The organism is Arthrobacter senegalensis, assembly GCF_059091765.1.
In genome coordinates this window covers 219,427-243,080 of record NZ_JBNHGZ010000002.1, presented here as the reverse complement: position 1 = coordinate 243,080, position 23,654 = coordinate 219,427, and the positions used below count along the sequence as shown (strand labels likewise).

23 protein-coding genes are annotated in these 23,654 nt (G+C 63.7%); 19 read left to right on the top strand and 4 right to left on the bottom strand.

Features of this window, described 5'->3' with window-relative positions; all coding sequences use genetic code 11:
• Window positions 1-24 precede the first annotated feature (24 nt).
• The 13 genes from AC5RVG_RS06545 to AC5RVG_RS06485 all read left to right on the top strand — a co-directional run bounded on the left by AC5RVG_RS06545 (window position 25) and on the right by AC5RVG_RS06485 (window position 11,770).
• Window positions 25-1,737: a thiamine pyrophosphate-binding protein gene (locus AC5RVG_RS06545; RefSeq protein WP_494013759.1), complete on the top strand. Its 1,713-nt coding sequence runs from the start codon at window positions 25-27 to the stop codon at window positions 1,735-1,737.
• 529 nt (window positions 1,738-2,266) lie between these two features.
• Complete coding sequence (locus AC5RVG_RS06540) at window positions 2,267-2,509, top strand: hypothetical protein (protein WP_494013192.1); 243 nt, start codon at window positions 2,267-2,269, stop codon at window positions 2,507-2,509.
• Window positions 2,510-2,981: 472 nt separating this feature from the next.
• A complete protein-coding gene (locus AC5RVG_RS06535; protein WP_494013191.1) occupies window positions 2,982-3,764 on the top strand; it encodes an ABC transporter ATP-binding protein in 783 nt (260 codons plus the stop codon).
• Window positions 3,764-4,648, top strand: coding sequence for an ABC transporter permease (locus AC5RVG_RS06530; protein WP_494013758.1), 885 nt, complete (start codon window positions 3,764-3,766; stop codon window positions 4,646-4,648). The genes AC5RVG_RS06535 and AC5RVG_RS06530 overlap by 1 nt, the downstream gene beginning before the upstream one ends.
• A 27-nt stretch (window positions 4,649-4,675) precedes the next feature.
• Window positions 4,676-5,719: an ABC transporter substrate-binding protein gene (locus AC5RVG_RS06525; RefSeq protein ID WP_494013190.1), complete on the top strand. Its 1,044-nt coding sequence runs from the start codon at window positions 4,676-4,678 to the stop codon at window positions 5,717-5,719.
• A 27-nt stretch (window positions 5,720-5,746) separates the two neighbouring features.
• A complete protein-coding gene (locus AC5RVG_RS06520; RefSeq protein WP_494013189.1) occupies window positions 5,747-6,892 on the top strand; it encodes an FAD-dependent oxidoreductase in 1,146 nt (381 codons plus the stop codon).
• The gene (locus tag AC5RVG_RS06515; protein WP_494013188.1) at window positions 6,889-7,479 is read left to right on the top strand and encodes an amino acid synthesis family protein; all 591 of its coding nucleotides are present in this window, start codon (window positions 6,889-6,891) and stop codon (window positions 7,477-7,479) included. Before AC5RVG_RS06520 ends, AC5RVG_RS06515 begins: the two co-directional genes overlap by 4 nt.
• Before the next feature lie 31 nt (window positions 7,480-7,510).
• Window positions 7,511-8,245: a class II aldolase/adducin family protein gene (locus AC5RVG_RS06510; protein ID WP_494013187.1), complete on the top strand. Its 735-nt coding sequence runs from the start codon at window positions 7,511-7,513 to the stop codon at window positions 8,243-8,245.
• Between the two features lie 39 nt (window positions 8,246-8,284).
• The gene (locus AC5RVG_RS06505) at window positions 8,285-9,217 is read left to right on the top strand and encodes a 3-hydroxyacyl-CoA dehydrogenase NAD-binding domain-containing protein (protein WP_494013186.1); all 933 of its coding nucleotides are present in this window, start codon (window positions 8,285-8,287) and stop codon (window positions 9,215-9,217) included.
• 3 nt (window positions 9,218-9,220) lie between these two features.
• Window positions 9,221-10,042, top strand: a complete 822-nt coding sequence (locus AC5RVG_RS06500; protein WP_494013185.1) for an alpha/beta fold hydrolase — start codon at window positions 9,221-9,223, stop codon at window positions 10,040-10,042.
• A gap of 10 nt (window positions 10,043-10,052) precedes the next feature.
• On the top strand, window positions 10,053-10,499 hold the full coding sequence (locus AC5RVG_RS06495; protein ID WP_494013184.1) for a YbhB/YbcL family Raf kinase inhibitor-like protein: 447 nt from the start codon (window positions 10,053-10,055) through the stop codon (window positions 10,497-10,499).
• A gap of 74 nt (window positions 10,500-10,573) precedes the next feature.
• Complete coding sequence (locus tag AC5RVG_RS06490; protein ID WP_494013183.1) at window positions 10,574-11,332, top strand: IclR family transcriptional regulator; 759 nt, start codon at window positions 10,574-10,576, stop codon at window positions 11,330-11,332.
• A 21-nt stretch (window positions 11,333-11,353) separates the two neighbouring features.
• Window positions 11,354-11,770, top strand: a complete 417-nt coding sequence (locus tag AC5RVG_RS06485) for a carboxymuconolactone decarboxylase family protein (RefSeq protein WP_494013182.1) — start codon at window positions 11,354-11,356, stop codon at window positions 11,768-11,770.
• Window positions 11,771-12,463: 693 nt separating this feature from the next.
• Here AC5RVG_RS06485 and AC5RVG_RS06480 read toward each other — a convergent pair.
• On the bottom strand, window positions 12,464-12,964 hold the full coding sequence (locus AC5RVG_RS06480; protein ID WP_494013181.1) for a hypothetical protein: 501 nt from the start codon (window positions 12,962-12,964) through the stop codon (window positions 12,464-12,466).
• Between the two features lie 395 nt (window positions 12,965-13,359).
• On the opposite strand from AC5RVG_RS06480, the gene AC5RVG_RS06475 reads away from it, so the two are divergent.
• The 3 genes from AC5RVG_RS06475 to AC5RVG_RS06465 all read left to right on the top strand — a co-directional run bounded on the left by AC5RVG_RS06475 (window position 13,360) and on the right by AC5RVG_RS06465 (window position 16,436).
• A complete protein-coding gene (locus tag AC5RVG_RS06475; protein WP_494013180.1) occupies window positions 13,360-13,668 on the top strand; it encodes a hypothetical protein in 309 nt (102 codons plus the stop codon).
• Window positions 13,669-13,826: 158 nt separating this feature from the next.
• Window positions 13,827-15,062 carry a glycosyltransferase gene (locus AC5RVG_RS06470; protein WP_494013179.1) on the top strand — a complete coding sequence of 412 codons (1,236 nt, stop codon included), beginning with the start codon at window positions 13,827-13,829 and terminating at the stop codon, window positions 15,060-15,062.
• Between the two features lie 108 nt (window positions 15,063-15,170).
• On the top strand, window positions 15,171-16,436 hold the full coding sequence (locus AC5RVG_RS06465; protein WP_494013178.1) for a glycosyl hydrolase: 1,266 nt from the start codon (window positions 15,171-15,173) through the stop codon (window positions 16,434-16,436).
• Between the two features lie 40 nt (window positions 16,437-16,476).
• On the opposite strand, the gene AC5RVG_RS06460 is transcribed toward AC5RVG_RS06465, so the two are convergent.
• Window positions 16,477-18,501 carry a transglycosylase domain-containing protein gene (locus tag AC5RVG_RS06460; protein ID WP_494013177.1) on the bottom strand — a complete coding sequence of 675 codons (2,025 nt, stop codon included), beginning with the start codon at window positions 18,499-18,501 and terminating at the stop codon, window positions 16,477-16,479.
• A gap of 324 nt (window positions 18,502-18,825) precedes the next feature.
• Between AC5RVG_RS06460 and AC5RVG_RS06455 the strand changes: the two genes are divergently transcribed.
• Window positions 18,826-19,152: a cupin domain-containing protein gene (locus AC5RVG_RS06455; protein WP_494013176.1), complete on the top strand. Its 327-nt coding sequence runs from the start codon at window positions 18,826-18,828 to the stop codon at window positions 19,150-19,152.
• 30 nt (window positions 19,153-19,182) lie between these two features.
• Here the strand turns inward: AC5RVG_RS06455 and mdlC are convergent, their stop codons facing one another.
• On the bottom strand, window positions 19,183-20,793 hold the full coding sequence (mdlC, locus tag AC5RVG_RS06450) for a benzoylformate decarboxylase (RefSeq protein ID WP_494013175.1): 1,611 nt from the start codon (window positions 20,791-20,793) through the stop codon (window positions 19,183-19,185).
• A 247-nt stretch (window positions 20,794-21,040) separates the two neighbouring features.
• On the opposite strand from mdlC, the gene AC5RVG_RS06445 reads away from it, so the two are divergent.
• Window positions 21,041-21,334, top strand: coding sequence for an antibiotic biosynthesis monooxygenase family protein (locus tag AC5RVG_RS06445; protein ID WP_494013174.1), 294 nt, complete (start codon window positions 21,041-21,043; stop codon window positions 21,332-21,334).
• 29 nt (window positions 21,335-21,363) lie between these two features.
• Here the strand turns inward: AC5RVG_RS06445 and AC5RVG_RS06440 are convergent, their stop codons facing one another.
• Complete coding sequence (locus AC5RVG_RS06440) at window positions 21,364-22,560, bottom strand: MFS transporter (RefSeq protein ID WP_494013173.1); 1,197 nt, start codon at window positions 22,558-22,560, stop codon at window positions 21,364-21,366.
• Between the two features lie 174 nt (window positions 22,561-22,734).
• On the opposite strand from AC5RVG_RS06440, the gene AC5RVG_RS06435 reads away from it, so the two are divergent.
• A complete protein-coding gene (locus AC5RVG_RS06435; protein WP_494013172.1) occupies window positions 22,735-23,619 on the top strand; it encodes a DNA-formamidopyrimidine glycosylase family protein in 885 nt (294 codons plus the stop codon).
• The last annotated feature ends 35 nt before the right edge of the window (window positions 23,620-23,654 follow it).

Below are 23,654 nucleotides of genomic sequence, written 5' to 3'. Positions count from 1 at the left end.
GAAGAGTAGGAGAAAGCCATGACCATGACCGCTGGCCGAATCGAAGGATCCACAGATATAGCGCCGGAAGATCAGCGCTCCCACCCGGCCACTGTTGCCGAACTCGTCGGCGAAACCCTGGCTCAACTGGGGGTCGGCCACGTGTTTGGCGTGGTTGGCAGCGGAAACTTCGCGATGACAAACGCGCTGCGCCGCCGCGGCGTGCCGTTCACCGCGGCGCGCCACGAAGGCGGGGCAGCAACCATGGCCGATGCCTACGGCCGCATGTCGGGCAAGGTCGGGGTGGTGTCCACGCATCAAGGCTGCGGATTGACCAACACCATCACCGGGGTAGGGGAAGCAGCCAAGAGCCGGACTCCCATGATCGTGTTGACGGCTGACACCGCCGCGTCCGCCGTGCGCTCCAACTTCAAGATCGACCAGGACGGTCTGGCCCGCAGCGTCGGCGCGGTGGCCGAACGGGTTCACTCAGCACACAGCGCCGTCGCCGACACCGTCCGTGCCTACCGCACCGCCGTCAACGAACGCCGAACGGTTGTGCTGTCTGTGCCTACCGATATCCAAGCGGCGGCCGCGGAGTCCGGCGGGGTACACGAAATCCGCCATGCTGCGGGGCAGCAGCCTGTTCGACCCAGTGCCGACGCGGTGCGGCGCTTGGCTGAGTTGATTCGCGCCGCACGTCGGCCGGTCTTCGTCGCTGGGCGGGGCGGTCGCGGTGCTGGGCCGCAGATCGCGGCGCTGGCCGAGGCCGCCGGGGCCTTGGTGGCGACGTCCGCCGTCGCCCACGGGCTGTTCAACGACGAGGCGTTCAGTCTGGGCATCTCAGGCGGTTTTTCCTCCCCGTTCACAGCCGAGACCATTGCCGGGGCCGACCTGATCGTCGCTTGGGGGTGTGCCCTGAACATGTGGACGATGAGGCAAGGTTCGCTGATCGGCGCGGGCACCAAGGTGGTGCAGGTAGATCTCGAAAACTCGGCGCTCGGTGCCAATCGTCCGATTGACACAGGGGTGGTGGGTGACTGCGCCGAGACGGCCAGCGCCGTGTTGGATCACCTGCAGGCCGCCAACTACCGCGCAGTCGGGTTGCGCACACCGGAGATGGCCGCCCGGATCGCCGCCGAGGCGCGCTGGAACACGGTGGCCATCCAGGACCTGTCAACCGAAGACAGAATCGATCCACGCATCCTCAGCCGGGAAATGGACAAAATCCTGCCCGCGGAACGAATTGTCTCGATCGATTCCGGCAACTTCATGGGGTACCCCAGCAGTTACCTCTCAGTGCCGGATGAAAACGGCTTCTGCTTCACCCAGGCGTTCCAATCCATCGGTCTGGGGCTGTCCACGGTCATCGGCGCTGCCATCGCCCGGCCCGACCGGTTGCCGGTCCTGGGTGTGGGCGACGGCGGCTTCCTGATGGGGATTTCCGAATTGGAAACTGCGGTCCGCCTACGGATTCCATTGGTGGTCATTGTCTACAACGACTCCGCCTACGGTGCCGAAGTCCATCATTTCGACGCCGACGAGCAGGACCTTGAGGTAGTGCGCTTCCCGCTGGTCGACCTTGCGTCGATTGCCCGCGGCTACGGTGCGGAAGCGTTGACCGTCAGCCGTGCAGCCGACCTTGCGGCAGTAACGAACTGGCTCGAAGGTCCGCGCGACCGGCCGCTGGTCATCGATGCCCGCATCGCATCCGACGGCGGCGCATGGTGGTTGGCGGAAGCGTTCAAGGGACACTGACCGAGGTTCGCCGCCCCTGAGGGGAGACATGGTGCGCGGCGCGACAGAAGCGACCGTCATGATCTCGTACCGCCGTGCGCTACTGATGGTTCATGGCCGACCCTGCTGAAGACGTGCAGGCGGGCAGTACCGCACAGCCCCCGGCGGTACTTGGACTACGGGGGACAGCCCGGGCCCAGGCATTGCAATTGGGTGCTCAAACCGGCACCGGCGCCCTTTAGAGACGATGCCAAGCCGCTAGGCTGCCCGGCGCTGATCCTCGGCTCGGGTAGGCGGCGGCCGACAACCTGACGGCTCGGGTCGCGCAGATCCAGTTCTCCTTAGCGTTGCCAAGCCCCGAAGATGGCCGAGCACATGCTGGCCGTGCTGGATCGCAACGCCGAGCACATGCTGGCCGTGCTGGATCGCAACGCCGAGCACGGCGCCGCGATGGCGCACTGTCGCCTGGAGACCACCCAGGTGGCCGCGCAATCGTCCCGGCAGCACCAAAGACGCGCTGGCGCAGGCGCCGTACGCCATCTGGAGGAAGGTGGGGCCGAACTATGGCGACGACGCCGTGGCCGCCGCGCGGGAGATTCATTCCGGTCTGGGGATCGAGCAGATGGAAAAGCCGTTCCTGCACGAGCGCGAAACGCTCATCTCTCTGCAGGACGCGGAGGAAGCGCTGTGCATGCACCTTGCCTCCGTGGCGGAAGAACTGGACCGGCGACGACTACGTGGGGATGAAGTCTTACGCCCCGAGCAGCCGCCATCGACCCGACTGTTGAAGTGAACCGCAAGACCACCGCCGGCCGAGGTGAAGAAGTTCTTTCGAAGCCGTGCTGTCCTTGGGGGAGCGCTGGCCCGGGTTACCTCTGAGGCTACAAACGAGGGCTGGGAGATGTAGAACCGGATCGTCCCGCGCAAGGGCCTATCGCGGCCTTGTCATGAGCGTCCTCAGATGTCCCAGCGTTGTTCGAAAAAATGACGGATTCATTGCAGTAGTGCCTGTCAGCGCGTTGTCACTTTGCCGCAGTCGTGGGATCGCCTGCCATCCACGATGCGGCATTAGAGGGGTTTCTCAGAGGATGACCCTGACGCCGCTTCGGGGGTCCAGGCACGGGTCTGGATACCCGAGGGCAGGAAATAAAAGAATTTCGGGAAAATCCATTGACCCCACCACCACGACTCGGTATTCTCGTGCTCTAAGAGATCTATATCACACTGTGAGAATCCATGAACTATCTAGCAAAGAGGCAGGATTTATGGAGTTCGAAGGTATCAAGGCCCAAGGGCTGGCAAAGCGTTATGGATCCGGCAGCGCGGCCGTAACGGTTCTCGAGGATCTAGACATTGAGATTCAGCCACAAAGTTTTGTGTCCTTGTTGGGCCCCTCGGGATGCGGCAAGAGCACTTTGCTGAAGATCCTTGGAGGTATAGAAGAAGCCTCAGCAGGCAACGTAACGGTAAATGGATTGCCGGTAGCTGAAGCGGTGAAAAATCGCCAGTTCGGCTTGGTTCCCCAAAAACCAGCATTGCTTCCCTGGAAATCCGCAATAGATAACACTCGCATGTTGCGCCAGATCGCTACACGAAAGAAGCGCGGGGCGGATATCGACGAAGCTGCTTCCAAGGCCTTGGCGATGGTTGGGCTGACGGCCGCCGCGAACAAGCTGCCGCACCAGCTCTCCGGCGGCATGGCTCAGCGTGTCTCCATCGCAAGGGCGCTGGCGCTCGATCCCCAGATCCTGTTAATGGATGAACCATTCGGGGCACTCGATGCGATCACGCGCGATGATATGAACCTCCGGCTTGCCGACCTGTGGGCGGAAACTCAGAAGACGATTGTCTTTGTCACGCACTCGATACCGGAAGCCGTGTTCCTCTCCGATGTTATTCATGTCATGGGGACCAATCCCGGGCGCATCGTTGAAACACTCAAGATCGACCTGCCGCGCCCGCGCACGCTTGATGTCTTCGACGATCCCACCTTTCAGGAATACGCCGCCCACCTGCGTCGCCAACTCGAGCCCAAGGTGGTGGCGTGATGCTGGGCAGCGGAAACGGAAGCACCGTTCAAAAGATTCACAACCGAGGCGCCGGGCTAAGCGGTGAGAGTCAAAGTCTGGCAAGGCCAGAAAAAGAGGTGAATCGAAAAATGAAATCTTGGTGGAGTCATAACTGGCCTAGTGCCGCGGTATTTATCGCTGTCGTAGCTATCTGGGAAATAGCTGTCGACGTTCTAAGCCTTTCTAGTTTCGTCATCGCCAAACCGAGTGAATTCATCGCCGAGATGTGGACTTCCAGGGAGCTGCTTGCCGAAGCGGCCTGGGTGACAACGGAGGAAATTCTTTACGGCTTCCTCATTAGCATTGTCGTTGGTATCGCCATAGCGGTTGCGTTGGCAAGGTTTCAGTGGCTTGAACGTGCGCTCTATCCGCTGATTGTGCTGTTCCAGGTTGTGCCCAAAGTGGCCTTGGCGCCGATCTTCATTCTGTGGTTCGGCTATGGGCTGGCGCCGAAGATTGTGCTGATCGTCGTTATCGCCTTCTTTCCGATCACTCTCAACATGTTGGTCGGACTGAAGAGCATCGATAAGGAGCTCCTGCTGCTGATGCGCTCCGTTGGTGCTTCCAAAAACCAAGTGTGCACCCAGATCCAGATCCCTACGTCCCTTCCGTACCTATTTGCGGGACTGAGGATCGCCATAACCTTCGCGGTCATCGGAGCCATCGTGGCGGAGTTCGCCGGGGCTCAGGACGGGCTCGGCTATCTGATCCAGTTCGCCTCGACCCAGCTCGACACTCCTCTGATGTTCGCTGCATTGATCCTGGTTTCCCTCCTCGGCCTCGTCTTTTATTACGCGATGTCGCTGGCAGAGTACCTGCTCGTTCGCAAGTTCCCTCACATCGCCCTGCAATCCACCAACTAACCGGATAGTCCCTTCTTAGGAGAAGCCATGCGACTTTCTCGTTCTTTCACCGCAACCTGTGCAGCCGGAAGCATCCTCTTCCTCGCCGCTTGCTCCAGCGGTTCAGCCGGTGCCGAAAAACCGACAGACGGTCTCGACGAAGTGACCGTACAGCTCGACTACCAAGTACGCGGCAACCACGCGATGTTCCACGTAGCCCAAGAGAAGGGTTACTTCGAAGAGGAAGGCATCGACGTTACGGCCATCAACAAAGGCAGCGGCTCACCCGATACGCTCCGCCTGGTCGGAAGCGGCGGTGCTGACTTCGGATTTGCCGATCTGCCCTCACTCGTCACTGCCCGCACGCAGGACGTGAAGGTCAAGGCCATTGCGGCCGTCAACCAGGTCTCGCCCTTGGGGTTGTGCTCTCTCAAGGAGAACGTGGAGCTGACGAGTCCAAAGGATCTGCCGGGCCTGACGATGGGGGTCCACCCGGCTGGCTCGACCTACATCTTCTACCAGGCGCTCCTTGCGGCGAACGACGTCGACAAGAAAGCAGTGACAGAACTGACCGTCACGCCGCCCTACGAGAACTACTTGATGCAGGGCCAGGTCGACGCAGTTGTCTGCTACGTCGACGCCGAGGTTCCCCTGTTGGAACAGCATGCCGGCGGTGAGGGCAAGCTCAGTGTCATGATGGGCTCCGACTTTGGCTATAACGCCTACGGCTCCGGACTGTTCACTACGGACGAGCTGATCGAGAAGGACCCGGATCTGGTACAGCGCTTTACCAATGCCTACCTGAAGGCGTTCGAATGGGTGGCCGAAAACCCGGAGGAAACTGCCGCATTGCTGGCTGGCACTTCGGCTGAGCTGGCGGACAATGAGGAACTCTTCGCCAAGCAGCTGCAAGCTGACATCGATCACACGTTCACGTCCGATCACACCCAAGAGCACGGGCTCGGGGCCATGGACGCGAAGATGTGGGAATCCACCATCGGCATCCTTTCGGATCGCGGAGTCATCAAGACGACTCCCGAAACTTCCGACGTCTACACCAACGAGTTCGTCGAGAACTCGAATGCCAACTGACCGTACCGGAGGGACAGAATAATGCTGATGCCTACAGGCAAGAACGGGCGGCACGCGGAGATCGCCGGCGCAGGGTTTGCTGGCCTAACCGCAGCGACGGCGCTCGCCCGCATGGGGTGGACGGTCCGTGTACACGAGAGCGGAACCGAGCTCCGCGAGCAGGGGGCTGGGATCGTGCTGTGGCACAACAGCCTTAAGGTCCTTGAAGCCATCGGAGCCCTGGATGCAGTTATGGAAGACTCCATGACTCCGCCTTTCTACGAAACGCGCATGCATCATGAAAGCGTCTCCCGCGAGGATTTCGGCGGACTCTTCTGGCGCACGGCAACACGGCCCCACCTCTATAAAAGTCTGCTCGGTGCCGCCCAGAACGCCGGCGTTGAACTCGTGACTGGTTCCAGGGTAGTCGGAGCCTCGCCGCATGGACTCCTGACCTTAGCCTCGGGCCAAACGCTCGAAGCAGACCTGGTTGTGGGGGCCGACGGCGTCAGATCCCAGGTTCGCGACTCCATCGGCTTTGAGCAGGAGCGGTGGAAGTCCCGCGACGGCATTACCCGCTTCCTAGTCCCCCGGCTGAAAGAGGAGCTGGGTGAAGGTGAGTGGGACAACGTCATTGACTTCTGGAACCTGGAACCGCGTTACCTGCGCGTCCTCTATGTTCCATGCAATGAGCGTGAGCTGTACATTGCGCTTGGCGCCCCGCGCGCCGACGAACAGGGAAGCCGCACACCGATCGACCTTGACCTCTGGACATCGGCATATCCCGAACTTGCCCCCGTCCTCAAGGCAGCCGCCAACGCTCCGGATCCCAAGTATTACGGCTACCAAACGACTGTGCTGGAGAAATGGAGCCAGGGTCGGGTTGCCCTCGTTGGCGACGCCGCGCACGCCATGTGCCCAGCGTTAGCACAGGGAGCGGGCTGTGCCATGCAAAACGCCTACACCCTGGCTGTTGCCGCAACAGAATCCAGCGTGAGCGATCTGCCCGATGCATTGATGGAATGGGACCGGCTAGAACACCCGATTACTGACCGTTGCCAGCGTCGCTCGGCCGACTACGCCGCAAACCGAGGCATGTCCCAGGGCAACCAATTCACTGACGAAAATCTCGAAACGGCAAAGTACGACCCCACAGATCCTGGGCGTCACGCCATGATTGGAGCAAAAGCATGACCCGCCTTATTGGAGACTTCTATGAAGTCCGCGGCTTCCACAGCAGCGTACAAGAAATAGTTCACGAAGGCGGACCGGCCGCCGAAACACCGTTGATCAAAGCATGCGTGGGCGTGATCCTCAAGAACCCCTTCGCCGGCCAGTACGTCGAGGATCTGTCGCCGCTGACCGCACCGAGCGCCGCCCTCGGCACGGAACTGGGGCGCCGAGCCGTTGCTTTGCTCGCGGGTCGCGAGGTTGAAGGCTACGGCAAGGGGGGCATCGCCGGTGTCGCAGGCGAGCAGGACCATGTGGTTGCCTGCATCACCACCGTCTTTGGCAACGCCTTCCGTGAAGCTATCGGGGGCGGCGCGGCCTGGATCTCGTCCACGACCAAGACAGCCGCCGCGGGTACTCCGATTGACATTCCGCTGGCCTTCAAGGACGAGGTCTACGTGCGATCCCACTACGACACAATCCCCTTCCAAGTTCCCGACGGGCCCCGAGCCGACGAACTTCTCATCTGCGCTGCCGTTTCCACCGGCGGTCGTATCCACGAGCGGGTTGGAGGCATGACCGTGACCGAATATCGTGCCTCCGCGTCCTGACCCGCCCGCACACCTAGCAAGGAGAATTCAAATGCAAGATTTCAACAACCTTTACAGCAACGACCAGTCTGTCTACAGCACCCTCCATCAGTTGGCCCGTGCGCACCGAATACTGGAGATGGAAGGCCACGGGGACATGTCGCTGGGCCATATGAGCTACCGCGACCCAGAGGGCCGTGGCATGTGGCTTAAGCGGGGCAACCTCGGCTTGGACGAGGTTCAGGCCGATGACTTCATTCTGGTTGACTTCGAGGGTAATGTGCTCGAGGGCAAGGGCATCCTGCACCTGGAATGGCCGCTGCACTCCGAGCTGTACTTGGCGCGCCCGGACGTAAACTTCATCGGCCACTCCCACCCTTTCTACACAACTGCCTTTGCTACGACGACCGCCGAGTTCGGGCCCTATACCAACGAGGGAGTCTGGTTCGCGGAAGAGGGCGTTCCGCGCTTCGACCTCACATCGAACATCATCACCAGCGTGCAACTCGGCAAGGAACATGCCAACGCCATGGGCAATTCGCTTGCAATATTGCTTCGCAACCATGGCTGCAGCTTCGTGGGTTCCACGGTCCAGGACGTGACCTTGGCCGGCGTCTTCTTGGAGCGCGCATGCAAGTTCCACCTCACGTTGGCCACCTCGGGACTGGAATACACCCTTCCCTCGCCGGAAGAAACTGCATACAAGGTCGAGGAGATTTACCGGCCCAAGGCGCGGAATAACTTCTGGAACTACTACAACCGCCAGCTCGACCGCCTCGAGAACTGATTGCCCTTAGCCACCAGCAGGAAAGAAGCAAGGAGAGACATGGCAATCCCTACCATCACCACTGTTATCGGATCGGGGAGCATGGGACCCGGTATCGCAGCCCTTCTGGCCCGCAGCGGCAGCCAGGTGAGGCTCAACGACATAAGCCAAGAGGCGCTTGATCGGGCGAAAAAGATCATTGACGGTGCAACCGCTGTGCTCGACGACCTCGGAACCCCCGTTGTCGAGGGTGGATCTGTCACTTACGAGACGGATCAACGTCGAGCCCTGGAGGGCGCCGCTTTGGTGATCGAAGCAGTGCCGGAGAAGTTGGAGCTGAAGCAGATGGTGCTCCAGCAGGTTGAGGAGATCGTGAGCCCAACCACTATCATCGCTACCAACACCTCCGGTATTCCGATCACCACGATGGCCGAAAGCATGGAGAATCCCGAGCGCTTCATCGGCATGCATTGGTCTAACCCTCCACACCTCATTCCCATGATTGAAGTCATCAAAGGCGAGAAGACTTCCGAAACGGTCGAAAAGGAACTCGTCACGATGGTCGAATCATTCGGCTATGAGGCGGTGCGGCAGAGGGAAAAAGCCGGCTTCATCGAGAACCGCGTCCTCTACGCGATCCTGCGCGAATGCATGGCTTTGCTGGAGGAAGGTGTCGCAACGCAGAAGGATCTCGACACCTGTGTGAAGTGGGGCATCGGCTACAAATTGGCCGTCATCGGCCCGATGCGTCTGGTGGATATGGCTGGCCTGGACATTTATGAGTCCGTGGCAAGTTACCTAAACAAGGACTTGGATGCCCGCAAGGATGTTCCAGACCTGGTGAAGTCGTTGACTGCCAGCGGGAAGCTAGGCATGAAGAGCGGCCAAGGGCTATATGACTACGGTGAAGGTGAAGTCGAAGCCAAGCGCGCCGACATCGTCAAGGGCCTGGTTGCCGTTCGTAAGACATTGTCCGAAATCACTCCCGTCTGACCAATGAAAACCGCAGAACTGCAGTACGCCGAGATTGACGGAACAAACATCTGTTTCCGGGACTCCGGACACGGCCGGCCGGTGCTTTTCCTACATGGCACGTCCGCCAGTCTCGGCGTTTGGGACGGTGTGACGGCGCGTCTGGGCGAGGGCTACCGGGCCATCGCGGTGGACCAACGTGGGCACGGCAGAAGCAGTAAGCCACCGCTTGGTTACTCGCAGCAGGACTTCGCTTGCGACATACTCGGACTCGTAGTGCATCTGGGTTTGGAGGACGTGGCGCTTGTTGGTCACTCTTTAGGCGCTCGCAATGCCATCGTTGCAGCGGCGATGGAGCCTGAGCGCATCGCAGGAGTCATCGCTGTCGATTACCTGCCGTTCGTTGAACCTGAAGTGATCGACAACCTCGAACACCGAGTCTTGGGGGGACACCGAAGGTTCAACGGATTCGACGAAATTGTTGATTACCTGGCTGAGCGCTACCCGCGAACACCGAGGAAAGCGCTAGAAGCGCGGGCACTCTACGGGTACGAAAAGCGCGGCAATCACTACCTGCCGTTGGCTGAACCTGAATCCCTGAAAGGTACAGTCGACAGTTTCCGGACGGACTTCAGCGACGCATTCGCCGGCGTCCGCAGGCCTGTGGTGGTGATCCGTGGAGAGAAAAGCGGCATTGTCTCCGAGCGCGCCTTCAGGCAGGCAAAGGAATTGCGGCCGGACTTCGACTACGTCACCGTGCCGGACTGCGACCACTATATCCCTGAAGCCGCGCCCGAAGTCGTGCACCAAGCACTCCTTGATAAGTTTCCAACTAACGAAAGGTAATACCCTTCAAATGCCCCTAAACATTAAAGACCTCGAAGTATCTGCCGATGATATTCGCCAGGGAGGTCGTATTCCAGATGCGTACGCTGCTGATTTTGGCAACAACACGCCCCGCATATCGGTTAGCGGGATTCCTGCCGGGACCGTGGAGCTCGCCTTGATCATGCACGATCCTGATGCACCCCTGGCCAACGGGTTCACACACTGGGTCGTCTACGGTATCAGCCCCGAAGAAGGCAACATCAGCGGGGAGCTCCGCCTCGGCCCGAACACCATGGGTGCTAAGGAGTACAGCGGGCCGCAGCCACCGGCGGGGCACGGAACGCACCACTATTATTTCTGGATATATGCCCTCGACACGCAGGTGGAGGCCACGCCAACGAGGGAAGAATTCCTCGCCGGTTATTCAAAAAACATTTTGGAGCAGGCACGACTCGTGGCAACATATGACGCTTGATCTACTGAATCAGGCCCATCTGATGGCATTTGCATAATCTACCGAGTAAAGAAGGGAGGCGGATCGTTATGGCGATGAGCGGGAAAACTCCTGGCGTCGACAGCGCCCGGCGCGTCCTCAACGTTCTGATGCTCTTTGAGGAAAGACCGTCCTTGACGGTGGAGGAGATCGCATCGCTCGTGGAGATCTCCATACCGTCTGCATATCGGTACGTCTCCCTTCTGCGGGAATTGGCTTTGGTCGCGGAGGCCGGAGGAGGGCAATACGTCCTCACTACCAGAGTGCTTGCGCTGTCTCAGTCGGTGAACACCTCCACGCATTTACGTCTCGAAGGTGAGGCTGTACTGGAGGAGTTGAGAGAAAGCACCGGGGAGACAGCCCTTTTGATCGAGCGGTCCGGGGACTACGCTACGTGCACAGCGATTCGCGAATCCGATATGACGGTCAGGATCTCCTATGCTCCCGGTGAGATCCTGCCACTCCACCGGGGGGCGGGAGCGAGAGTGCTACTGGCCAGCCAGGGGGAGCAGTGGATCCGCCGCTATTTGAGCCGCATGGTGCCCTCCCTGCAGGGTGAACAACTGAACAGTTTTGTTGAGGCCCTGCAAGGACAGCAGCAACTGCCCTTCGCGGTCAGTCGGGCGGAACTGGACGACGGCGTATGTGCCGTTGCCGCGCCAGTGTTCGTTGGAGGGCGAGTGGTGGCATCACTGTCCGTAGCAGGCCCCGAATATCGCATTGAGCATGATGCTCTTGAAAAGATCGGAAAACAGGTGCACCAGGCGGCCAGCGGTCTCAGCGCCCGCTTAAACCCGTCCCCACAATCAGATTGATATAGCGCAAAGGAATTCGTCATGTCTGCTCCGGCAGCACAGGATTATGTCAATGAGATGGCAGCCGAACGCGGCTATGTCTTGGATTACCACAAGCACATGGCTGCTGTGGACTTACCAGTCCTGCAGGCTACCAATTCGTTGGTTTCAGCCGCTTATTTGCAGGAGCGCCGTCTGGACCGTGGAACCAAGGAACTGTTGTTCATACTGAGTTTGACGGTTCTTCGTGCAGGTAAGGCGCAAATCCGAAGCCACATCCAAGTAGCGCTGCAGCACGGTGTAAGTGCTGAGGAAATCTTGGAAGCGATCGAAATAGCGTTGCCGGAAGCAGGCATCGTTGCTTTCCAAATCGGGTTTGAAGCTTGGTGCGAGGTTGTGCAACCGGACCGCATTGAACCGACAGTCGCTACCTACGACGACCGCGCAGTTTCCGGCTAGATTGCCACCCGCTCTTCCTGAAGCCCTTTACGGGAAGGCCACTCCTCAAGGACGACGTGTGGAATGTCGCGGAAGCTGCGTCCCGTGGCTGCCTACGTCGTCAACTGGGCACTGTGAAGCAGCAAGAGTGGCTACCTCGTCATCGAGCGGTGGGTCTCGGGGAGCGGAACTTTCTTTTCGCCCTTATGCGCGCGTCCATGGTCTTTTCAGACGGGGGCAGCGACTTCGCAACCTGTTAGGTCCGTGTAGGTCTTGCCGTGGGCCATGACGCGTTTGAGCGAGTACTCCGCCCCGCCGCGTGGGTCGCCGAGCCAGACGGCGGCCATGAGTTGGGGCGTGCCACCCACGATCCAGATGGCGGCGAAGTCGTTCGTTGTTCCGGTGAGGCTCCGGCCTCGCGGTTTCCCTTGAGCTCGATGCGCGGCCCCAGGGTGCCTCTGGGTTGAAGGGGTCCTTGACCACGTCGGCGACGGTGTCCGCGACAGGAAACCGAGGACCGGGCCGCTAATGCCCACCTGCGGAGGAAACGGTATGGCCGATCGGGCCCTCCTTGGCGGGGTAGCACCCAGCGCAACCAGGGGACGTGTAGCGACGGAGGGGACGGGCAGATGCTCGGCTCCCTCCGTTGCAGCAAGCTCAAAACATGAGGGGTGCCGCCCCGGTTGGACGGCACCCCTCATGGCTGTCCGCAGGTTAGGCGGTGGGCTCTTCGACGACGGGCTCTTCGATGATCGGGTCTTCGACAACCGGCTGTGCGGCGGCGAGCTGCGCCTCGTAGGCGTCGGCAACGGCCTGGTAGGCAGTGCGGGCTTCGTTGACGAGCACGCGGTTCTTGACGCGGAGGTCCTTCAGGGCAGCGGTCTGGGCTGCGCGAAGGTTTTTGACCTGCAGCTGCGCGGCTTTCACTGCCTTGCCCTTGGCAAGCTTCGCCTTCTTGGACACGGCCTTCAGCTCGGCGGCTGCGGTGGCGCGGGCCTGCTGTTCGGTGGTGCGGGCATTATTCTGCGCTGCCTTGAAGGCGGCCTTGGCGGCTTTGACGTCGGCCTCGGTCACGACCGGCTCGGCGCTGACGGGTGCGGTGATAACCGGTTCGGTGACGGGCTCAAGGCTAGCGGCGGACGCGGCGGTGGCGCTTCCACCGGCCAGGAGGGCGGCTGCGAGGAAGCCGGCGGCGATCTTGCGGATTGCAGTCATGTGTACTCCGTGTTCGGATGAGGTGGCCGGACCCAGTGCCCGCCACCCTTTGAAACTAACGAGTCCGACCGCCGCAAAGGCCCTCCTTGCGGCTAACCTGCCGAAACGTTGCCGCAGCTTTCCAAAACCTGCGTTTTTAGTGGGACGAGACGTATCTGAAGCGACTGAAAACCTGCCTTTAGGAGGGAGGCGGGCCGCGCCGTCGTGATGGGTTTCCGGCTCTTTCCGCCGAAACCCTTTTAGCGTTAACTTGATTAACATGAAATCCGTGCAGGACACGGGAGCCCGGGGCTACCGGATGGGCAAGCGGGCCGAAACCACCGCGGCCACGGCTGACCGGATTCTGACTGCCACGGTGGAGCTCTTCACCGCGGAAAGCCTGGCCGGCGTGACCCTTGGCAAGGTGGCCGAGCGCGGACACGACGGTCCAGACGATCATCCGCCGTTTCGGCGACAGGGACGGCCTGCTGGGAGCGGCCGCGGAATGGGCCAGCGCGGAAGTAGCCCGGGCCCGCGGTGCGGTCGAACCGGGTGACGCGGCCGCCGCCGTCGTCAATCTTGTGGAGCACTATGAGCACGTGGGGCGGACTGCCTTGCGCATGCTCGCGGAGGAGGGCGGTTCGGACTTCATGCGCCGCATCACGGGGGAGGGGCGTGCCTTTCACCGGCGGTGGTGCGCCCGGGTTTTCGCCCCGTCCTTGTAAGGGCTGGAGAGTGCGGACCGCCGCCGCCGGCTGGCCCAGTTCGTCGCCGTTTGTGACGTCTACACCTGGAAGCTGCTCCGGCTCGACGCGGGCCTCAGCCGTCACCAGACGGAAAGAGCACTGCTCGAGATGCTCGAGCCCCTCATCGAGAGGACGCCATGTCCACCATCCTTGCGTACACCTCGCCCGCGCTCGGGCACCTCTACCCGCTGATCCCGCTGCTGCAGGAACTGGTCCGGCGGGGGCACGACGTCCACCTGCGCACCCTGGAATCCCAGCTGACGGCCGTCCGTTCCCTTGGCATCCGCGCGGAAGCGATGGACCGGCGGGCTATCACCGAGATCGAGGACTACCGGGCCGGGAACACCCGAGATGCCCTCGCCGCCTCGGCCAACACTTTCGTTACGCGGGGCCGGTTCGACGGGCCGGATCTGCGCGCGGCAATGGACGGCGTGCGTCCGGACCTGCTGGTGGTGGACATCAACGCGTGGGGCGCCCGCATGATGGCCGAATCCTCCGGCCTGCCGTGGGTGTTGTTCAGCCCGTACACCCCTCCCATCAGGTCGAAGGGCACCCCGCCGTTCGGGCCGGGGCTGCGTCCCGTGAGCGGTCCGTTGGGGCGGATTCGCGACGCCGCCGTCCGGCCGCTGGTGATCGGCGCCGTGGAGCGGCTGGTGCGTCCGGGCATCAACGCCCTGCGGGCCGAGTTCGGGCTGGGCAGCATCAAAACCGCCGACGAGTTCTTCCGCCTGGCGCCGTTGATGCTGGTGGCCACCGCCGAGCCGTTCGAGTACCCGCACCCCGACTGGGGCGACCGGATCCGCATGATCGGTGCCCTGTCTTGGGAACCACCCGCCGAACCGCCGGCCTGGCTCGCCGAGACCACCGGGCCGCTGGTGCTGGTGACGACCTCCTCGGAGTACCAGGCGGACGAAGCGCTGGTCCGCGCCGCGGTCGACGGTCTTGCCGGCGAACCCTACACGGTGGCCGTCACCGTTCCCGCCGGGACCGCGGACTTCGGGCCGTTGCCGGACAACGTCCAGGTGGAGCGGTTCGCCTCCCACCTCGCCCTGTTGGAGCGGGCCGTGGCTGCGGTGACGCACGGCGGCATGGGAGCGACCCAGAAGGCGCTGGCGCGCGGGGTGCCGGTGTGCGTGGTCCCGTTCGGCCGGGACCAACTGGAGGTCGCCGCCCGGGTGGTCGCCTGTGGGGCCGGTACCCGCTTGTCTGTGAAGAAGCTGTCGCCGGAGGCCCTGCGCGGCAAGGTCCGCCAGACAATCTCGATGGCCGACGGTGCCCGCCGGGTCGCGGCCGGCTACGACGCCGCCGGGGGAGCTCCTGCCGGTGCGGACGCTATGGAGGAGTTGCTGCGGCGGGGCGTTGGGGTGGGATAACGGTTTGACCAAAGGCAATCTGTTTGGGTAGTGTTGCGCCCCACACGCGGCCGCAGGCCCAGCGGCTTCTCCTCCCCGTCTCGTATTCCTTCACGTGAGAGTCCCTCAATGCGCCTGGCCTTAAAAATGATGCTGATCCCGGTCCTGATGGCGCTCGCGCTGCTGGGCGGAGGGGTTGTCCCCGCTCAGGCGGCCACGGCCGCGATAACTCTCAGTCCCTCATCCGGACCGGCAGGGACCTCCGTCACGGTCACCGGAACAGGCTTTCCCAAGAAGTCCTCCGGAACCATTACCGGAGGAACAGAGCCTGTCGCCTTCCTCTCGAGTGCCTCGGGATACTTCCGCACCACGCTGGTTATCCCTGCCACCGAGCAGGCAACCCTTTCCATCGAGGCTACGGTCGGCGTCGCCCGCGCCTCGGCTCCCTTCACGCTCACGTACAGCAGCCCCTCGGTGACGCAGGAAGAACCGGCACCGCCACAGCACTCTCCCGCCCCCACCGCGCCATCGATCAGCAAGGCGCCGCTTCGCTTCGGCCTGGGAACCCCGGGCGGACCGTTGGCTTCGGCCGAACTCGACGCAGCCGCTGCCATGGTTGGCGAAGCGCCGTCGATCATCCTCTCCTACAAGGACTTCAACCAAGCCCCGCCCATCACCGAATTGGAAGCAGTCCGCGCCCGCGGGGCTCTCACCCTGCTCACCTGGGAGCCGTGGACCTGGGGCGGAGGCACTCAACAGCCCGCCTACACGCTCGACCGGATCACCGCCGGAGACTTCGACCCCTACCTCCGCGAGTGGGGTACCGCGCTGGCTAAGTGGGGACACCCTGTGATGCTGCGCTTCGGCCACGAGATGAACGGCAACTGGTACCCCTGGTCCGAGGGAATCAACGGCAACACGGCCGGGGACTATGCCTCCGCTTGGCGGCACGTCCACGACGTCGTCTCTTCCACCGGCGCCCGGAACATCACCTGGGTCTGGAACCCGAACGTCCCCTACGCAGGATCTACCCTCTTGGATGGTCTCTACCCGGGGGCGGGTTACGTGGATGCGGTTGCCCTCGACGGCTACAACTGGGGAACCTCTACCGCTTGGAGCACTTGGACCCCGCCGTGGGCGCTTTTCGCCGACGGGCTCGGACAACTCCGGTCGCTCGCTCCGGGGAAGCCCATCCTCATCGCTGAAACATCCTCCGCCGAAGACGGCGGCTCCAAGGCGGCCTGGAACAAGGACCTTGTCTATTACCTGTCCCAGCAGCCCGACATCACCGCGCTGGTCTGGTTTCACTTCAACAAGGAAACCGACTGGCGCATTAACAGCAGCAAGGCGTCTGCCGCGGCGCTCGCCGAAGCCCTCGCCGCAAGGCCCAAATAGCGGCACGCCCGGCACCCTGCCTCGGTGTTCCGCCGTGTGGCTACTTGGTCATCGACCTATGGGATTCTGGCAGCTTTACCTTCTTCTCGCCCTTGAGCGCGCCGTCCATGGTTTCCTTCCACACCGGGGCGGCGACTTCGGAGCCGGTCAGGTCTGTGTAGGTCTTGCCGTAGGCCTTGACGCGTTTGAGCGGGTACTCGGCACCGCCGCGCGGGTCGCCGAGCCAGACGGCGGCCGTGAGCTGCGGGGTGCCGCCCACAATCCAGTTGGCGGCGAAGTCGTTGGTTGTTCCGGTCTTGGCTCCGGCCTCCCGGTTTCCCTTGAGCTCGATGCGCGGTCCCAGGGTTCCTCGCGGGTTGAAGGGTTCCTTGAGCACGTCGGCAACGGTGTCCGCGACAGCGGGTTTGATGGCGCGGTGGCAATCCGGGTCCGGAACCGGCAACTCCTTCTTCGTGTCGGTCTTGACTGCCTTGATGATGGTGACCGGTTTGCAGACCGTCCCGTTGCTCATGAAGGCGGCGTAGGCGCTGGCCATTTGCAGCGGCGTGACTTCGTAGGCGCCGAGGGCCAGCGAACCTTCCCTGCCGCTGAGCTTGTCGGGGTTGATGGAGGTGATGCCCAGCTTGTTGGCCATCTTTGCCGCGTTGATGACGCCGACGCGCTCGACCAGCTTGATGAAGTAGATGTTCACCGAGGCCCGAATGGCCTGGTACGCGTTGATGACTCCGTAGTCGACGTTGTCGTAGTTGATGTACCCGCCCTTCGGGTTGTCCAGTTTCGGTGAGCGGTAGGGGCCGTCGGCCCGGAACTTTTGGGAGGTGGGGATGCCCTGCGTGAGCGCCGTCGCGAGCACGATCGGCTTCATGGCCGACCCAACCTGGAAGGCGTGCCGGACGTAGACCACCTGGGTCTTGCCTTTGCCCTTGCCCCAGGCGCGGTTCTGCGCGATGGCGGCCACGTGGCCGGTTCCCGGTCGGACGACGGCGGTGCCCAAGGCCGCGCGGTTGTTGTTGCCCAGCGCCCTCTCCACGGCTTTTTGTGCTGCGTCGGCAGCCTTCCGGTCCAACGCGGTGGTCAAGGTCAGGCCGCCCAAGTTGAAGCGCTGCTCTCGGATTTCGGGGGTCTTGCCGAACGCCGGGTTGGACAGGAGTTCTTCGCGGGCCGCCTCGCAGTAGAACGGATACTTGGACCCGCCGCAACCGGATGGCACCTCGCCGCGCTTCACGCCCAGCGGGGCCTCGCGGGCGGCCTGCGCTTCGTCGGCCGGCAGTACTCCCTGCTTTTCCAGCACATCCAGCACGGTGTTGCGCCGCTCCGTGGCGGCTTCGGGGTTGGCGAACGGGTCGAACGCCGTGGGCGCCTTGAGCAGCCCCACCAACAGGGCCGACTGCGCATAGTCGAGTTTGGCCGCCGGCGTGCTGAAGTAGTAGCGGGCCGCGGCCTCCACGCCGTAGGCACGGTTCCCGAAATAGACGGCGTTCAGGTAGCGCGTGAGGATCTCGTCCTTGGGCAACTGCTTTTCCAAGGCGACGGCATACTTCATCTCCCGGAGCTTGGCGTTGTAGGTGTTGCCTACAGCGACCTTGTCTTCCTCTTCGTTCCGCGCGTGGTTGACCAGCAGGTTTTGGACCAGCTGCTGGGTCAGGGTGGAAGCGCCCTGGACCTCGCTGTTGGTGGCGTTATGCATCAGTGCCCGGGCGATGCCCAGCGGGTCTACGCCGCCGTGTTCGTAGAAGCGGGCATCCTCCGTGCTGATCAGTGTTTTCTTGAAGGCCTCCGACACCTGGTCCAGCTCAACATCCACGCGGTTCTCGCTGGCGAACCGGGCGAACTCCTTACCGTCCTTGTCCAGCAAAACCGTGTGCTGGGCCAACGGGCGATCCAGCGGCAGGTCGGTCGGCAGCTCTTGCCACATGTTCAGGACCGAATTGCCGACGGCGGACACGCCCACCGCCGCGGGTGCGACGATCGCCCCGGCCCCCAGGGCCGCGACGGCAACGCTCACCACCCACAAGTCGAGGCGCCGACGCCGGAGCTTCTTCTTCGGGCGTCGGGCAGACGCCATCAGTTCCTCGAGGTCGACCTGTTGAAACCTGTTTCGTCGAAAGGGCCACATGATGCGTTATGCGGGAAATCCACGTGACGGATGCATCCGCGCGCAGCCTTCGGGCGGGGCGTTGGGGAGCATTTCCTGACGCTGGATCCCACACCCCTCCTTCCCCGCAGTGGAGCAGTAGAGAAAATGGTAGAAGCTCAAAACCCCCTACGGTAGGGGCCGGCCTACCCTGTTTTGGCCAGGGGAGAGGCGCCGGCGTGGAGGGCTGCTGCAGGATGGGCGCGGCGCCGGATAGGGTGGCCACGAACAGCCATTTCTGACCCAAGGAGAAACATGCAACGCGACGTGCAGACTGGTTTCGCGGACCAACAGACCGGTGGGCGCCCGCCGGCGGTGGCCACCGTGCAGATCGACAACGACCGGGTGACGGTCACCGAGTGGCGGTTTCCTCCCGGCGCGGAAACCGGCTGGCACGTGCACCCCGTGGACTACGTTGTGGTCCCCATGAGCACCGGGACCCTGACCCTGGAGACCAGCGAGGGGGCGTCGGCCAGCCAGCTGACCGCCGGCGTTTCCTACACGCGCACGGCAGGCAGCGAACACAACGTTGTCAACGAGTCCGACGACGACTTTGTGTTCGTCGAGATCGAGCTCAAGTAGGCGCTTGGCAGCAGCCCGGCCGACGGCGATTCAGCCGGTAACCACCTGTGCGTCGATGAGGACGGGGCCGTTGGCGGCGAGTGCTTTTTGGTAGGCGGCTTCGAATTCTTCGCGGGTGGTGGTGCGTTCGGCGGGGACGCCGTAGCCCTCGGCGATGGAGACGAAATCGATGCCGCCGAGCTTCAGGCCGGGGACGTCGGGCACGCCCATGCGCTGGGCAAAGCCGGCGAGGGCGCCGTAGCCGGAGTTGTTCACGATGACGAACACGGTGCGCGTCTGCCGCCGGGCCGCCGTGTAGAGCGCGGTGATGCCGTAGTTGGCGGAGCCGTCGCCCACCGTCGCGACGATGGTCTTCTCCGGGGCGCCCAGGGACATGCCCACGGCTGCGGGCAAGCCGAAGCCCAACCCGCCCGACGCCGGAAAGTGGTACATGCCCGGCCGGTCGAGGGCGATGCGTTCCAGGTAGTCCAGGTCCAGGGTCGTTGTCTCGTTGACGTAGGCGACGGTGGCGTTGACGTGGGTGTTAAGGACTTCGAGGATTTCGGTGCCGGTCATGCCGTCCGGCGAGGTCGTGGCCGCCGGCAGCTCCCTGGTTCCCGGCTCACCGCGCCGCTGGCCCCGGTCCCTCACACCGGCGGCCAGTGCCTTGGCCGCGCCTGCCACGTCGGCGACGACGGACCGGCCGAACGGCGCCCGGGTCGCCTCGCGCGGGTCCTGGGTCAGCTGGATGACGCGGGTGCCGGTCTCGAGGTAGTTGCTCGGCTCCCAGCGGTGGTACCGGAAGGCGGCGGCGCCGAGGACCAGCACGACGTCGTGGCCGGCGAGCCGGTCGCGCACGGACTGGATGCCCGGGACGATGACGCCCTCGAAGTTCGGGTGGGTGGTCGGGAACGGGCCCCGCGAGGGGGAGGGCGCGACGTAGACGGAGGCGTCGGCCTTCTCGGCCAGGGCCACGACGGCGTCGAACACGGCCGGGGCTTCGACCGCGGCGGCGTCCACTTGCGGGCCGACGACCAGTGCCAGCTTTTTCGCGCCGTCGATCGCCGCGATCAGTTCCCGGGCAAGGTCCTCGGTGAGGCCGCCGGGGGTGACCACCGAGCGCTCGGTGAGCAGGGCGTCGTCGTCGAGGGCGGGCTCGGCCCAGTCATCGAGGGGGACCGAGACGTAGACCGGGCCGCGCGGCTGGGTGCAGGTTTCGAACACGGCCTGGGACAGGGTGCGCGGCACATCGGCGGCGGCCAGCGGTTCGTGCGAGTACTTGACCAGCGGTGCCGGCAGGGCAGCCGCGTCGGCACTGGCGAGCATCACTTCCTGGCCGATGGTGCGGCGGACCTGCTGGCCGGCGAGGATGACCATCGGGATGTGCCCGTAGTGGGCGTTGGTCAGGGCGCCCATGGCGTTGCCCGACCCGGAGGCGGCATGCAGGTTCACCAGCGCGGGCCGGCCCGTGGCACGGGCGTAGCCCTCGGCCATGCCCACGACCACCTGCTCGTGCAATCCGAGAACGAAGTCGAAATCCCCGCCAAGGCCGGCGAGGAACGGAAGCTCGTTCGACCCGGGGTTGCCGAAAATCGTTGTCATCCCGTGCGCGCGGAACAGCTCCAGCGTCGCCTCGAGAACGGTCTTCTTCTTGCCCGTCACTCCTGCTCCTCCAACTTCGCGAACCCGGCGGTCGGTACCGTGACCGGCCGCGCCGGCCCGGCGTCGTGGCCTTGGACGCAGCCTATGTGCAGCGAATCACTAAATCCAACATTCTCCGGGTTTCCCGGAAAGCCTGCTCTCGCCGTCAGCAGCGGTCATGTGCAGACGAGCGGCAACGCGACGTCCCGGACGCGATAGCGTGGACTCCTGATGGTCCGGGCGGTTCGGACCCGAAAGGAGCAGCATCGTGTCCATCGTCGTCATTAACGCGCTCAAGGTCCCCGAGGGCTCGGGTACCGAATTGGAGGCGCGCTTCGCCGCACGCAAGCACGCCGTCGACTCCGCTCCGGGGTTCGAGGGCTTCCAGCTGCTGCGTCCGGTCGCGGGCGAAGAGCGCTACTTCGTGTACACCCAGTGGGCCACCCGTGAGGACTTCGAGAACTGGCGCGACAACCGTGCGCCGCGGGATCACGGCTCGAAGACCCCCGTGGCCAGTGGGTCGGAGCTGCTTGAGTTCGAGGTTGTTGAGCTCGCCGACTGACAACAGTGGTTGGCCCGCCGCGCTCCGGGTCACAGGACTTGCGGCTGGCGCATCCGGGCAAGTCCCGTGATGCCGCCGAGGACGAGGAGGCCCGCGGCCAGGGCGGCCAGCACAACGGGCGGCAAGGCCCCGTAAGCCACTCCAAAGCCGGCGGACCCCAGCGCCTGTCCGATGGCCAGTGCGATGAAGAGCCACGAAGTCCCTGCTCCGGCACTCTGAGGCCAAACGCTGCGCGCCCAGAGAATGAGCACGCCGGACAGGCTCATGTAGCCGGCACCGAAAACGGCCATGCCGGCATAAGCGACCCAAGTGCTGCCGGAGGCTACCGATATTAAGACTCCTAAGCTGGCGACGGCCAGGACGCTGGCAGAAAAGCACCATGCGGCCCGCATGCCCATGCGCCTGGCCAAGGCTCCCGTGAGTACGCCGAGGACCCCGCCCAGGCCCAAGGCGATCCACAGCCATCCGGCCTGAGCGGCAGCAACGGAACCGGCTTCCGTAACCAGCAACGGTCCAAACGTCCAGATCAAGGCCGAGCCGGCTCCTGCAATGACCGCGGCCCCGGCCGGGACGAGGAGAACGTGCCCCGGTCCATGGCGACGTTCGGGGCTCGAAGCCGCTGCAGCGGCTGGGAGGCCAGAGGTACCCGGATCAGCACGAGCCCGGACGGGATACCACACCGCGACCGCCGCCGCCGCGCAGACCAGCGCCATGAGCACCCATGCCCCGGCAATCGAAGCGGCCAATGAGGCGACAATGCCGGCTCCCACCACGCCGACCGCCGTTCCCGAGTTCACCAGGGACTGTGCTGTCGCACTGGTGCGGCGTGCAACGAGCGCGTCGATAACCGGCACCAATGCGGGCGAGGCGAAGCCCCCGCCCATGCCGCCGACGAATACAGCCGCCACGAACATGCCCGGAGCTGAGGCGACAGCCACCCCCAAGCAACCGACCGCGGCAGTGCCTCCGGCGAGAAGAAGTCCGGCCCGAGGAGCGCGGTCGACGAAGCGGGCGGCCGCCACGGCGGCTATCGAATAGGAGGTGAACTGTGCAGCCGCAGCCCATCCCAGCACCTCGGTAAGTTCCGGCCGCTGTTCGGCCAAGAGCGGGGCGAAGAGGCCGACCCCGAACCGGGCCATGCCATACGTGGCCGCGATCAACAGCATTCCGGCCAGCGCCACGCCAAGGCCGGAGCCGGCTCGACGACCCACCGTGTTTCTGCCCATGGTCCGGCACCTCCCAGCACATAACGCCCGTTACACCAGAGCGAGCGTTACACAGATGGTAACCGACCGTCTGGGCGCGGCTCGCGCAGGAAGCCGGGCACCCCGACCCGGACGCCGTCGCGGCCCGGTGCAACCCGCCCGGTCATAGGAGCAAGCTTCCGTTATCGTTAGGGCATGCCCGAGATGCCGGAAGTGCAGGGACTCGTCGACTTCCTGCGGCTGAAGCTCATCCCGCCCGACGCCCCGCCGGCCCAGGTGGCCAAGGTGGAGGTGCTGTCCTTCTCCGTGCTGAAAACGGCGGACGTGCCGCCGGAGACGATGGGAGCCGAGCCGGTGTCCGCGGTCTCGCGCCGCGGCAAGTTCATCGTCATCACCGCCGGGCAGACGCACCTGGTGATGCACCTGGCCAAGGCCGGCTGGCTCCGCTGGTCGGATGCCCTGAAGCCCGAACCCCTGCGGCCCGGCAAGGGTCCCATTGCGCTGCGCGTGCGGTTCGTCGCGGCCGACGGCGCCGGTCAGCCCGGGTTCGACCTGACCGAAGCCGGCACCAAGAAATCACTGGCCGCCTACGTGGTCAAGGACCCGATGGAGGTCCCGGGCATCGCGCGCCTGGGACCCGACGCGCTCGACGTCGACCACGCGGCGTTCGCGGAGATGCTCGCCTCCCACTCGGGACAGATTAAGGGCCTGCTGCGGGACCAGTCGGCGATCGCGGGCATCGGGAACGCCTACAGCGACGAGATCCTGCATGCGGCGAAGCTCTCCCCGTTCGCCAACGCCTCGAAGCTGGATGCAGAGGACGTGGAGCGCCTGTTTTGGGCGATGCACCAGGTGCTCGAGTCGGCCATCGCCCACGCCTCCGGCCGTCCGGCCAGCGAGCTGAAGGATTCCAAGCGCAAGGCCATGCGCGTGCACGCCCGCACCGGCGAGCCCTGCCCGGTGTGCGGGGACACGGTCCGGGAGGTGTCGTTCGCGGATTCCTCGCTGCAGTACTGTCCCAGCTGCCAGACCGGCGGGAAGCTGCTGGCGGACCGCCGGATGTCCAAGTTTCTCAAGTAAACCCCCCCGCCGTCCGGTGGTGCATGCCGTAGATA

Bases quoted from the DNA above. Each gene is read 5' to 3' on its own strand.
- AC5RVG_RS06545 (WP_494013759.1), top strand. From the start codon at position 25: ATGACCGCTGGCCGAATCGAAGGATCCACAGATATAGCGCCGGAAGAT.
- AC5RVG_RS06535 (WP_494013191.1), top strand. From the start codon at position 2,982: ATGGAGTTCGAAGGTATCAAGGCCCAAGGGCTGGCAAAGCGTTATGGA.
- AC5RVG_RS06495 (WP_494013184.1), top strand. From the start codon at position 10,053: ATGCCCCTAAACATTAAAGACCTCGAAGTATCTGCCGATGATATTCGC.
- AC5RVG_RS06500 (WP_494013185.1), top strand. From the start codon at position 9,221: ATGAAAACCGCAGAACTGCAGTACGCCGAGATTGACGGAACAAACATC.
- AC5RVG_RS06505 (WP_494013186.1), top strand. From the start codon at position 8,285: ATGGCAATCCCTACCATCACCACTGTTATCGGATCGGGGAGCATGGGA.
- AC5RVG_RS06435 (WP_494013172.1), top strand. From the start codon at position 22,735: ATGCCCGAGATGCCGGAAGTGCAGGGACTCGTCGACTTCCTGCGGCTG.
- AC5RVG_RS06515 (WP_494013188.1), top strand. From the start codon at position 6,889: ATGACCCGCCTTATTGGAGACTTCTATGAAGTCCGCGGCTTCCACAGC.
- AC5RVG_RS06470 (WP_494013179.1), top strand. From the start codon at position 13,827: ATGTCCACCATCCTTGCGTACACCTCGCCCGCGCTCGGGCACCTCTAC.
- AC5RVG_RS06485 (WP_494013182.1), top strand. From the start codon at position 11,354: ATGTCTGCTCCGGCAGCACAGGATTATGTCAATGAGATGGCAGCCGAA.
- AC5RVG_RS06465 (WP_494013178.1), top strand. From the start codon at position 15,171: ATGCGCCTGGCCTTAAAAATGATGCTGATCCCGGTCCTGATGGCGCTC.
- AC5RVG_RS06520 (WP_494013189.1), top strand. From the start codon at position 5,747: ATGCCTACAGGCAAGAACGGGCGGCACGCGGAGATCGCCGGCGCAGGG.
- AC5RVG_RS06530 (WP_494013758.1), top strand. From the start codon at position 3,764: ATGCTGGGCAGCGGAAACGGAAGCACCGTTCAAAAGATTCACAACCGA.
- AC5RVG_RS06525 (WP_494013190.1), top strand. From the start codon at position 4,676: ATGCGACTTTCTCGTTCTTTCACCGCAACCTGTGCAGCCGGAAGCATC.
- AC5RVG_RS06510 (WP_494013187.1), top strand. From the start codon at position 7,511: ATGCAAGATTTCAACAACCTTTACAGCAACGACCAGTCTGTCTACAGC.
- AC5RVG_RS06440 (WP_494013173.1), bottom strand. From the start codon at position 22,560: ATGGGCAGAAACACGGTGGGTCGTCGAGCCGGCTCCGGCCTTGGCGTG.
- AC5RVG_RS06490 (WP_494013183.1), top strand. From the start codon at position 10,574: ATGAGCGGGAAAACTCCTGGCGTCGACAGCGCCCGGCGCGTCCTCAAC.
- AC5RVG_RS06460 (WP_494013177.1), bottom strand. From the start codon at position 18,501: ATGGCGTCTGCCCGACGCCCGAAGAAGAAGCTCCGGCGTCGGCGCCTC.
- AC5RVG_RS06455 (WP_494013176.1), top strand. From the start codon at position 18,826: ATGCAACGCGACGTGCAGACTGGTTTCGCGGACCAACAGACCGGTGGG.
- AC5RVG_RS06480 (WP_494013181.1), bottom strand. From the start codon at position 12,964: ATGACTGCAATCCGCAAGATCGCCGCCGGCTTCCTCGCAGCCGCCCTC.